This window comes from Niastella sp. sgz303648 (genome assembly GCF_059587045.1).
Window position 1 is genome coordinate 1 of record NZ_JCAPSW010000037.1, and the last position, 13,475, is coordinate 13,475.

At 48.2% G+C, this 13,475-nt stretch carries 1 protein-coding gene; it reads left to right on the top strand.

What is annotated here, in order from left to right:
• Window positions 1-13,475: HYR-like domain-containing protein (locus AC59IL_RS38665; protein WP_496557617.1), on the top strand; the 13,475-nt coding region annotated here is incomplete at both ends.

Genomic DNA, 13,475 nt, shown 5'->3' on the forward strand with positions numbered 1-13,475 from the left:
TTATACTGATTGTAGCGGTACCAATTATACATGGACGCATACTTCGACTATTGCTCCGCCGGTGGTAGTTATGCCTGCTGCTACCTCTTCGACAGTTGCTTGTCCGAGTGGGGCAGTGGCTCCAACTCCGCCGACTGTTACTGATAATTGCGGCAGAACACTTACGATATCAGCTCCTGTGGTGACTGGTAATCCGACTTGCTCAGGTGATATTGTTTATACGTTTACTTATACAGATTGTGCTGGCACCAATTATACCTGGACACATACCACTACGGTATCTCCGCCGGTGGTAGTTATGCCTGCAGCTACAACATCTACTGTTGCATGTCCGAGTGCAGTTGCTACGCCAACGCCACCAACAGTTATTGATAATTGCGGCAGAACGCTGACAGTATCAGCACCTGTTGTGACCGGTAATCCGGCTTGTGCAGGAGATATAGTTTATGCTTTTACTTATGCTGATTGCAACGGTACAACTTATAGCTGGACACATACCACAACCATTGCACCGCCGGTTGTGGTTATGCCTGCAGCAACAACTTCAACGGTTGCCTGTCCGTCTAATGCCACAGATCCCTCACCGCCTGTAGTCACTGATAATTGCGGTAGAACGCTGAGCGTATCAGCACCTGTTGTGACTGGTAATCCAACCTGCGCAGGTGATATTTTATACACATTTACTTATACAGATTGCAGTGGTACTAATTATACCTGGACACATACAACTACTGTTGCTCCGCCGGTTGTTGTAATGCCTGCCAATGCGACTTCAACAGTTGCTTGTCCTTCAGGTGCCACTACACCTACGCCACCGTCAGTAACTGATAATTGTGGAAGAACACTGACTGTCAGTGCTCCTGTAGTGACAGGTAATCCGGCTTGCGCAGGCGATATAGTTTATACATTTACTTATACAGATTGCAATGGTACTAATTATACTTGGACGCATACAACTACTGTATCTCCGCCGGTGGTTACAATGCCTGCAGCTACAACATCTACTGTTGCTTGTCCGAGTGCAGCTACTACACCAACTCCGCCAACTGTAACTGACAATTGCGGCAGAACATTAAGCGTGAGTGTACCAACAATTACAGGTAATCCGGCCTGCGCAGGTGATGTTGTTTATACGTTTACGTATACAGATTGCGCTGGTGCAACTTATACCTGGACACATACCACTACTATAGCGCCGCCGGTTGTAGTTATGCCTGCGAATGCGACTTCAACTGTTGCTTGTCCTTCTGCGGCCACTACTCCAACGCCACCGACTGTAACCGATAATTGCAGCAGAACGCTTACTGTTTCTGCACCTGTAGTGACTGGTAATCCGGCCTGCACTGGGGATATTGTATATACATTCACATATACAGATTGCGCAAATACAACTTATACCTGGGTACACACCACTACTGTAGCTCCGCCAGTAGTGACTATGCCTGCTGCTACAACATCTACTGTAGCTTGTCCTTCAGCAGCTACTACACCAACTCCGCCAACAGTAACTGATAATTGCGGCAGAGCGCTGACTGTATCAGCGCCGGTTGTAACTGGTAATCCGGCTTGCGCAGGGGATATTGTTTATACTTTTACTTATACTGATTGTGCAGGTGCAACCTATACCTGGACGCATACCACTACGGTATCTCCGCCGGTGGTTACAATGCCTGCAGCAACTACATCGACAGTTGCATGCCCATCTGCTGCTACCACACCAACGCCGCCGACAATAACTGACAATTGCGGCAGAACGCTGACTGTAAGTGCACCTGTGGTGACCGGTAACCCGGCTTGTGCAGGAGATATTGTTTATACGTTTACTTATACTGATTGTGCCGGTACAAATTATAACTGGATACATACCACTACTGTATCTCCACCGGTGGTTACAATGCCTGCGGCTACTACCTCAACCGTTGTCTGCCCGAGTGCTGCTACTACACCCACACCGCCAACTGTAACTGACAATTGCGGCAGAACGCTTGCTGTATCAGCGCCGGTTGTAACTGGTAATCCGGCTTGCGCAGGGGATATTGTTTATACTTTTACTTATACAGATTGTAACGGTGCAACATATAACTGGACGCATACTACAACTATTGCACCGCCGGTTGTAACGATGCCTGTAGCTACAACATCTACTGTAGCTTGTCCATCTGCAGCCACCACACCAACACCACCGACGGTAACTGATAATTGCGGAAGGACGCTTACTGTTTCTGCACCTGTTGTGACCGGTAATCCGGCTTGTGCGGGCGATATTGTATACACCTTTACTTATACAGATTGTGCTGGCACCAATTATACCTGGACACATACCACTACGGTATCTCCGCCGGTGGTAGTTATGCCTACCAATGCGACTTCAACTGTTGCTTGTCCATCAGCAGCCACCACACCAACGCCGCCGACAGTAACTGATAATTGTGGAAGAACGCTTACTGTTTCTGCGCCTGTGGTGACCGGTAATCCGGCCTGTGTGGGAGATATCGTTTATACGTTTACTTATACTGATTGCAACGGAACCAATTATACCTGGACACATACCACTACAGTTGCGCCGCCGGTGGTGATTATGCCTGCTGCAACAACATCATCCGTAGCCTGTCCTTCAGCGGCCGCTACACCAACGCCGCCAACAGTAACTGACAATTGCGGCAGAACATTAAGCGTGAGTGCACCAACAATTACAGGTAATCCGGCCTGCGCAGGTGATATAGTATATACGTTTACTTACACAGATTGCGCTGGTGCAACTTATATCTGGACACATACTACTACTGTATCTCCACCGGTTGTTGTTATGCCTGCCAATGCGACTTCAACTGTTGCTTGCCCTTCGGCTGCTGTTACACCCACACCACCAACTGTAACTGATAATTGCGGCAGAACGCTTACTGTTTCTGCGCCTGTTGTGACTGGTAATCCGACCTGCACTGGGGATATTGTATATACATTCACATATACAGATTGCGCAAATACAACTTATACCTGGGTACACACCACTACTGTAGCTCCGCCAGTAGTGACTATGCCTGCTGCTACAACATCTACTGTAGCTTGTCCTTCAGCAGCTACTACACCAACTCCGCCAACAGTAACTGATAATTGCGGCAGAGCGCTGACTGTATCGGCTCCTGTGGTAACTGGTAATCCGGCTTGTGCAGGAGATATTGTTTATACGTTTACTTATACTGATTGTGCCGGTACAAATTATAACTGGATACATACCACTACTGTATCTCCACCGGTTGTTGTAATGCCTGCTAATGCGACTTCAATCGTTGCCTGTCCTTCGGCTGCTACGACACCCACGCCACCGACAGTAACCGATAATTGCGGAAGGACTCTGACTGTATCGGCACCTGTAGTGACCGGTAATCCGGCTTGCGCAGGCGATATAGTATACACCTTTACTTATACAGATTGTGCTGGCACCAATTATACCTGGACACATACCACTACTGTATCTCCGCCGGTGGTAGTTATGCCTGCGGCAACCACCTCAACCGTTGCTTGTCCTTCTGCGGCATCGACACCAACGCCTCCGGTAGTAACTGATAATTGCGGCAGAGCGCTGACTGTATCGGCACCTGTGGTGACTGGTAATCCGGCTTGTTCTGGTGATATAGTTTATACATTCACATATACTGACTGTGCAAATACAACTTATACCTGGACGCATACTACTACTGTATCTCCTCCGGTGGTTACAATGCCTGCGGCTACTACGTCAACAGTGGCTTGTCCTTCAGCAGCTACAGCGCCTACGCCGCCGACAGTAACTGACAATTGCGGCAGAACGCTTACTGTTTCTGCACCTGTTGTAACTGGCAATCCGGCTTGTGCAGGAGATATTGTATATGCGTTTACTTACACTGATTGTGCCGGAACAAATTACACCTGGACACATACCACAACCATTGCTCTGCCGGTTGTAACGATGCCTGCTGCTACAACATCTACTGTAGCATGTCCGAGCGCAGCTACAGCGCCTACGCCGCCAACAGTAACTGATAATTGCGGCAGAACGCTGAGCGTATCAGCACCTGTTGTGACTGGTAATCCGGCTTGCGCAGGAGATATAGTTTATACCTTTACTTATACCGATTGCAACGGTACTAATTATACCTGGGTACACACCACTACTGTAGCTCCGCCAGTAGTGACTATGCCTGCTGCTACCACATCTTCTGTAGCTTGTCCATCTGCAGCCACAACACCAACACCACCGACAGTAACTGACAATTGCGGAAGAACATTGACTGTAAGTGCTCCTGTAATCACTGGTAATCCAACCTGCGCAGGAGATATTGTTTATACTTTTACTTATACGGATTGTGCAGGTGCTACTTATACCTGGACGCATACTACAACCATTGCACCGCCGGTGGTAACGATGCCTGCAGCTACCACTTCAACGGTAGCTTGTCCATCTGCAGCCACAACGCCAACACCACCGACAGTAACTGACAATTGCGGCAGAACACTTACTGTATCGGCACCTGTTGTGACCGGTAATCCGGCTTGCGCAGGTGATATCGTTTATACATTTACATATACCGATTGTAACGGTACTAATTATACATGGACGCATACGACTACTGTATCTCCGCCTGTTGTTGTGATGCCTGCTAATGCAACTTCTACCGTTGCATGCCCATCAGTAGCTACTACACCAACGCCACCGACTGTAACCGATAATTGTGGAAGAACGCTGACTGTATCGGCACCTGTAGTGACCGGTAATCCGGCTTGCGCTGGTGATATTGTTTATACGTTTACTTATACTGATTGCAACGGAACTAATTATACCTGGACCCATACAGCTACTGTATCTCCACCAGTGGTAACGATGCCTGCTGCTACTACATCAACAGTGGCTTGCCCTTCTGCGGCATCGACGCCGACACCACCGACCGTCACTGATAATTGCGGCAGAACGCTTACGGTTTCTGCACCAGTGGTGACCGGTAATCCGACTTGTGCAGGCGATATTGTTTATACCTTTACTTATACAGATTGCAACGGTACTAATTATACATGGACGCATACTACTACGGTAGCACCGCCGGTGGTGGCAATGCCTGCCAATGCGACTTCAACAGTTGCTTGTCCATCTGCAGCCACAACACCAACACCACCGACAGTAACTGATAATTGTGGCAGAACGCTTACTGTATCGGCACCTGTTGTGACCGGTAATCCGGCTTGCGCAGGTGATATCGTTTATACATTTACATATACCGATTGTAACGGTACTAATTATACATGGACGCATACGACTACTGTATCTCCGCCTGTTGTTGTGATGCCTGCGGTTACTACGTCAACAGTTGCCTGCCCATCAGCTACTGCCACACCAACGCCACCAACAGTAACTGATAATTGCGGCAGAACACTTACTGTATCGGCTCCTGTTGTGACTGGTAATCCAACCTGCGCAGGCGATATAGTTTATACGTTCACATATACTGACTGCGCAAATACAACTTACACCTGGACGCATACTACTACTGTATCTCCGCCTGTTGTTGTAATGCCTGCCAATGCGACTTCAACTGTTGCTTGCCCTTCGGCTGCTGTTACTCCAACTCCACCGACTGTAACCGATAATTGCGGCAGAACGCTGAGCGTATCAGCACCGGTTGTAACTGGTAATCCGGCTTGCGCAGGCGATATAGTTTATACTTTTACTTATACTGATTGTAATGCTACAACTTATACCTGGACGCATACAACAACCATTGCTCCACCGGTTGTAGTTATGCCTGCCAATGCGACTTCAACCGTTGCTTGTCCTTCTGCAGCTGCGACACCGATGCCACCGACAGTAACTGATAATTGCGGCAGAACGCTTACTGTTTCTGCACCTGTAGTGACTGGTAATCCAACCTGTGCAGGCGATATAGTTTATACATTCACATATACTGACTGCGCAAATACAACTTACACCTGGACGCATACAACTACTGTATCTCCACCAGTTGTAGTTATGCCTGCTGCTACCACATCTTCTGTAGCTTGTCCATCTGCAGCCACAACGCCAATACCACCGACGGTAACTGATAATTGTGGAAGAACGCTGAGCGTATCAGCACCTGTGGTGACCGGTAATCCGGCCTGTTCTGGTGATATAGTTTATACATTCACATATGCTGACTGCGCCAATACAACTTATACCTGGACACATACAACTACTGTTGCTCCGCCGGTTGTTGTAATGCCTGCCAATGCGACTTCAACAGTTGCTTGTCCTTCAGCTGCCACTACACCGACACCACCAACGGTAACTGATAATTGCGGCAGAACGCTTATTGTTTCGGCACCTGTTGTAACTGGCAATCCGGCTTGTGCGGGAGATATTGTATATACGTTTACTTATACAGATTGTGCAGGAACGAACTACACTTGGACACAGACTACTACTATAGCGCCACCGGTGGTTACAATGCCTGCGGCTACTACGTCAACAGTGGCTTGTCCTTCAGCAGCTACAACACCAACGCCGCCGACAGTAACTGATAACTGCGGCAGAACCCTGACTGTATCGGCGCCTGTAGTGACCGGCAATCCGGCTTGCGCTGGTGATATTGTATACACCTTTACTTATACAGATTGTAATGGTACTAATTATACATGGGCGCACACTATTACTATAGCGCCGCCGGTTGTGGTTATGCCAACTTCTACTACTTCGATAGTTGCTTGTCCGAGTGGGGCAGCGGCTCCGACACCACCGACAGTAACTGATAATTGCGGCAGAGCGCTGACTGTATCGGCTCCTGTGGTGACTGGTAATCCGGCTTGCGCAGGCGATATTGTATACACCTTTACTTATACAGATTGTGCAGGTGCAACCTACACCTGGACACATACAACTACTGTATCGCCACCTGTTGTTGTAATGCCTGCTAATGCGACTTCAACAGTTGCCTGTCCGAGTGGGGCAGTGGCTCCGACTCCGCCGACAGTAAATGATAATTGCGGCAGAACGCTTACAGTATCAGCACCTGTTGTGACTGGTAATCCGACTTGTGCAGGCGATATAGTTTATACCTTTACTTACACTGATTGCAATGGCACTAATTACACCTGGACGCACACTATAACAGTTTCTCCACCGGTTGTTGTAATGCCTGTTAATACCACTTCAACAGTTGCTTGTCCGAGTGGGGCAGTGGCTCCGACTCCGCCAACTGTTACTGATAATTGCGGCAGAACACTGACTGTATCGGCACCTGTGGTGACGGGTAATCCTGCTTGTGCAGGCGATATAGTTTATACTTTTACTTATACGGATTGCAGCGGCACCAATTATACCTGGACACATACAACTACTGTATCTCCACCGGTTGTTGTTATGCCTGCTAATGCGACTTCAACCGTTGCATGCCCGTCAGCAGCTACAACGCCAACTCCGCCGACTGTTACTGATAATTGCGGCAGAACACTTACTGTTTCTGCACCCGTTGTGACTGGTAATCCGGCTTGTTCTGGTGATATAGTTTATACATTCACATATACTGACTGCGCCAATACAACTTATACATGGACACATACAACTACTGTTGCTCCGCCGGTTGTTGTAATGCCTGCCAATGCGACTTCAACAGTTGCTTGTCCTTCAGGTGCCACTACACCTACGCCACCATCAGTAACTGATAATTGTGGAAGAACGCTTACTGTTTCGGCACCTGTAGTGACTGGTAATCCGGCTTGCGCAGGAGATATAGTTTATACATTTACTTATACTGATTGTGCCGGCACAAATTACACATGGACGCATACCACGACAGTTGCCCCACCGGTTGTAACGATGCCTGCTGCTACCACTTCGACAGTTGCTTGTCCGAGTGAGGCAGTGACTCCAACTCCGCCGACTGTTACTGATAATTGCGGCAGAACGCTGACTGTATCGGTGCCTGTTGTGACCGGTAATCCGGCTTGCGCAGGAGATATTGTTTACACCTTTACTTATACGGATTGCAGCGGCACTAATTATACATGGACGCATACCACGACTGTTGCGCCGCCTGTTGTAGTTATGCCTGCGAATGCGACTTCAACTGTTGCTTGTCCTTCAGCTGCCACTACACCGGCACCACCAGCGGTAACTGATAATTGCGGCAGAACGCTGAGCGTATCGGCTCCTGTGGTGACTGGTAATCCTGCTTGCGCAGGAGATATAGTTTATACGTTTACTTATACTGATTGCAATGGAACAAATTACGCCTGGACACATACAACTACTGTATCTCCTCCGGTTGTAACGATGCCTGCAGCTACTACTTCAATGGTAGCTTGTGCTTCAGCTGCTGTTGCACCCACGCCACCGGCAGTAACTGATAATTGTGGCAGAACGCTTACTGTATCGGCGCCTGTAGTGATCGGCAATCCAACCTGCGCAGGAGATATAGTTTATGCGTTTACATACACTGACTGCGCAAATACAACTTATACCTGGACGCACACCACTACTGTGGCCCCGCCGGTGGTGGTTATGCCTGCTGGAACAACATCATCTGTAGCCTGTCCTTCAGCCGCCGCTACACCCACACCGCCAACAGTAACTGATAATTGTGGAAGAACGCTTACTGTATCGGCACCTGTAGTGACCGGTAATCCGGCTTGCGCTGGTGATATTGTATACACCTTTACTTATACAGATTGTGCTGGCACCAATTATACCTGGACGCATACTACTACTGTTGCGCCGCCTGTTGTAGTTATGCCTGCGAATGCGACTTCAACAGTTGCTTGTCCTTCTGCTGCTACTACACCAACACCACCGATGGTAACTGATAATTGCGGCAGAACGCTGACAGTATCGGCACCTGTGGTGACTGGTAATCCGGCTTGCGCAGGTGATATTGTTTACACTTTTACATATACCGATTGTAACGGTACTAATTATACATGGACGCATACGACTACTGTGTCTCCGCCTGTTGTTGTGATGCCTGCTAATGCAACTTCTACCGTTGCATGCCCATCAGTAGCTACTACACCAACACCACCGACGGTAACTGATAATTGTGGAAGAACGCTTACTGTATCAGCACCAGTGGTGTCTGGTAATCCGACTTGCGCAGGAGATATAGTTTATACATTTACTTATACGGATTGTGCCGGTACAAATTATACCTGGACGCATACGATTACTGTATTTCCGCCGGTTGTAGTTATGCCTGCTTATACCACCTCGACGGTTGCTTGTTCATCCGCAGCTACAACACCGACGCCGCCGACTGTTACAGATAATTGTGGCAGAACACTGACTGTATCAGCACCGGTTGTGACTGGCAATCCGGCTTGCGCTGGTGATATTGTATACACCTTTACTTATACAGATTGTGCTGGCACCAATTATACCTGGACGCATACAACTACAGTTGCGCCGCCGGTTGTGGTTATGCCCGCTGCAACCACCTCAACCGTTGCTTGTCCTTCTGCGGCATCGACACCAACGCCTCCGGTAGTAACTGATAATTGCGGCAGAGCGCTGACTGTATCGGCACCTGTGGTGACTGGTAATCCGGCTTGTTCTGGTGATATAGTTTATACATTCACATATACTGACTGCGCAAATACAACTTATACCTGGACACATACAACTACTGTTGCTCCGCCGGTTGTTGTAATGCCTGCCAATGCGACTTCAACAGTTGCTTGTCCTTCAGGTGCCACTACACCTACGCCACCGTTAGTAACTGATAATTGTGGAAGAACGCTTACTGTATCAGCGCCTGTGGTGACCGGTAATCCGGCTTGCGCAGGGGATATTGTTTATACTTTTACTTATACTGATTGTGCGGGTGCAACCTATACCTGGACACACACCACAACCATTGCACCACCGGTGGTAGTTATGCCTGCAGCTACTACATCAACAGTGGCTTGTCCTTCTGCGGCATCGACACCCACACCACCGACAGTAACTGATAATTGTGGAAGAACTTTAACTGTAAGTGCACCAGTGGTGACTGGTAATCCAACCTGTGCAGGCGATATAGTTTATACATTCACATATACAGATTGTAACGGAACTAATTATACCTGGACCCATACCACTACTGTATCTCCACCGGTTGTTGTAATGCCTGCCAATTCGACTTCAACAGTTGCTTGTCCTTCAGGTGCCACTACACCTACGCCACCATCAGTAACTGATAATTGTGGAAGAACGCTTACTGTTTCGGCACCTGTAGTGACTGGTAATCCGGCTTGTGCGGGCGATATTGTTTATACGTTTACTTATACTGATTGTGCCGGCACAAATTATACCTGGACGCATACTACTACTGTAGCGCCGCCGGTTGTTGTAATGCCTGCGGCTACTGCCTCAACAGTTGCCTGTTCGAGTGCAGCTACCACACCGACGCCACCAACAGTAACTGATAACTGCGGCAGAACACTGACTGTATCAGCACCTGTGGTGACTGGTAATCCGGCTTGTGCAGGTGATATAGTTTATACATTTACTTATACAGATTGTAACGGAACTAATTACACCTGGACGCATACTACAACTATTGCACCGCCGGTGGTAACGATGCCTGCTGCAACTACATCTACAGTTGCCTGTCCTTCGGCAGCTGCAACGCCGACACCACCGACTGTAACTGATAATTGCGGCAGAACGCTTACTGTAAGTGCTCCTGTTGTGACTGGTAATCCAGCTTGCGCAGGCGATATTGTTTACACCTTTACTTATACGGATTGCAATGGTGCAACTTATAACTGGATGCATACTACAACCATTGCACCACCGGTTGTAGTTATGCCTGCCAATGCGACTTCGACTGTTGCTTGTCCTTCTGCAGCAGCGACGCCCACACCACCGACTGTAACTGATAATTGTGGCAGAACACTGACTGTATCAGCGCCGGTAGTGACTGGTAATCCGGCTTGTGCGGGCGATATTGTTTATACTTTTACTTATACCGATTGTAACGGAACTAATTATACCTGGACGCATACGACTACTGTATCTCCACCGGTTGTTGTAATGCCTGCCAATGCGACTTCAACTGTTGCATGTCCATCTGCTGCATCGACGCCTACGCCGCCGACAGTAACCGATAATTGTGGAAGAACTTTAACTGTAAGTGCACCAGTGGTGACTGGTAATCCGGCCTGTTCTGGTGATATAGTTTATACATTTACTTATACGGATTGTGCCGGTACAAATTATACCTGGACGCATACGACTACTGTATCTCCGCCTGTTGTTGTGATGCCTGCTAATGCAACTTCTACCGTTGCATGCCCATCAGTAGCTACTACACCAACGCCACCGACTGTAACCGATAATTGTGGAAGAACGCTGACTGTATCGGCACCTGTGGTGACTGGTAATCCGGCCTGTTCAGGAGATATTGTTTATACGTTTACTTATACAGATTGTGCTGGCACCAATTATACCTGGACACATACCACTACGGTATCTCCGCCGGTGGTAGTTATGCCTGCAGCTACAACATCTACTGTTGCATGTCCGAGTGCAGTTGCTACGCCAACGCCACCAACAGTTACTGATAATTGCGGCAGAACGCTGACAGTATCAGCACCTGTTGTGACCGGTAATCCAACTTGTGCAGGTGATATAGTTTATACGTTTACTTATGCTGATTGCAACGGTACAACTTATAGCTGGACACATACCACAACCATTGCACCGCCGGTTGTGGTTATGCCTGCAGCAACAACTTCAACGGTTGCCTGTCCGTCTAATGCCACAGATCCCTCACCGCCTGTAGTCACTGATAATTGCGGTAGAACGCTGACTGTATCCGCGCCTGTAGTGACCGGTAATCCTGCTTGTGCTGGTGATATTGTATACACCTTTACGTATACAGATTGTGCTGGCACCAATTATACATGGACGCATACCACGACTGTATCTCCACCGGTGGTTACAATGCCTGGCAATACCACTTCAACGGTAGCTTGTGCTTCAGCTGCTGTTGCACCCACGCCACCGACTGTAACCGATAATTGTGGAAGAACGCTTACTGTATCGGCACCTGTAGTGACCGGTAATCCGGCTTGCGCTGGTGATATTGTATACACCTTTACTTATACAGATTGTGCTGGCACCAATTATACCTGGACACATACCACTACTGTATCTCCACCGGTGGTTACAATGCCTGGCAATACCACTTCAACGGTAGCTTGTGCTTCAGCTGCTGTTGCACCCACACCACCGACTGTAACTGATAATTGTGGAAGAACGCTAACTGTAAGTGCACCTGTGGTGACAGGTAATCCGGCCTGTTCTGGTGATATAGTTTATACATTCACATATACTGACTGCGCCAATACAACTTATACCTGGACACATACAACTACTGTTGCTCCGCCGGTTGTTGTAATGCCTGCCAATGCGACTTCAACAGTTGCTTGTCCATCTGCAGCTACAACACCCACACCGCCAACAGTCACTGATAATTGCGGAAGAACATTGACTGTAAGTGCTCCTGTAATCACTGGTAATCCGGCTTGTGCAGGCGATATAGTTTATACATTCACATATACTGACTGCGCCAATACAACTTATACCTGGACACATACCACAACCATTGCTCCACCGGTTGTAGTTATGCCTGCTGCTACCACATCTTCTGTAGCTTGTCCATCTGCAGCCACAACACCAACACCACCGACAGTAACTGACAATTGCGGCAGAACATTGACTGTATCGGCACCTGTTGTGACCGGTAATCCGGCTTGCGCAGGCGATATAGTTTATACATTCACATATACAGATTGCAACGGAACTAATTATACCTGGACCCATACAACTACTGTATCTCCACCAGTGGTAACGATGCCTGCTGCTACTACATCTACTGTAGCCTGTCCGAGCGCTGCTACTGCGCCCACACCGCCAACAGTAACTGATAATTGCGGCAGAACGCTTACTGTATCTGCGCCTGTGGTGACTGGCAATCCGGCCTGTGCAGGAGATATAGTTTATACCTTTACTTATACAGATTGTAACGGTACAAATTATACCTGGACACATACTACTACTATAGCGCCACCGGTAGTGGTTATGCCTGCTGCTACGGCATCTACTGTTGCATGTCCTTCAGCTGCAGTTACACCAACTCCTCCGGCAGTCACTGATAATTGCGGCAGAGCGCTTACTGTATCAGCGCCTGTGGTGACTGGCAATCCGGCCTGTGCAGGAGATATAGTTTATACCTTTACTTATACAGATTGTAACGGTACAAATTATACCTGGACACATACTACTACTATAGCGCCACCGGTAGTGGTTATGCCTGCTGCTACGGCATCTACTGTTGCATGTCCTTCAGCTGCAGTTACACCAACTCCTCCGGCAGTCACTGATAATTGCGGCAGAGCGCTTACTGTATCAGCACCTGTGGTGACTGGTAATCCGGCTTGTGCGGGCGATATAGTTTATACATTTACTTATACGGATTGTGCCGGTACAA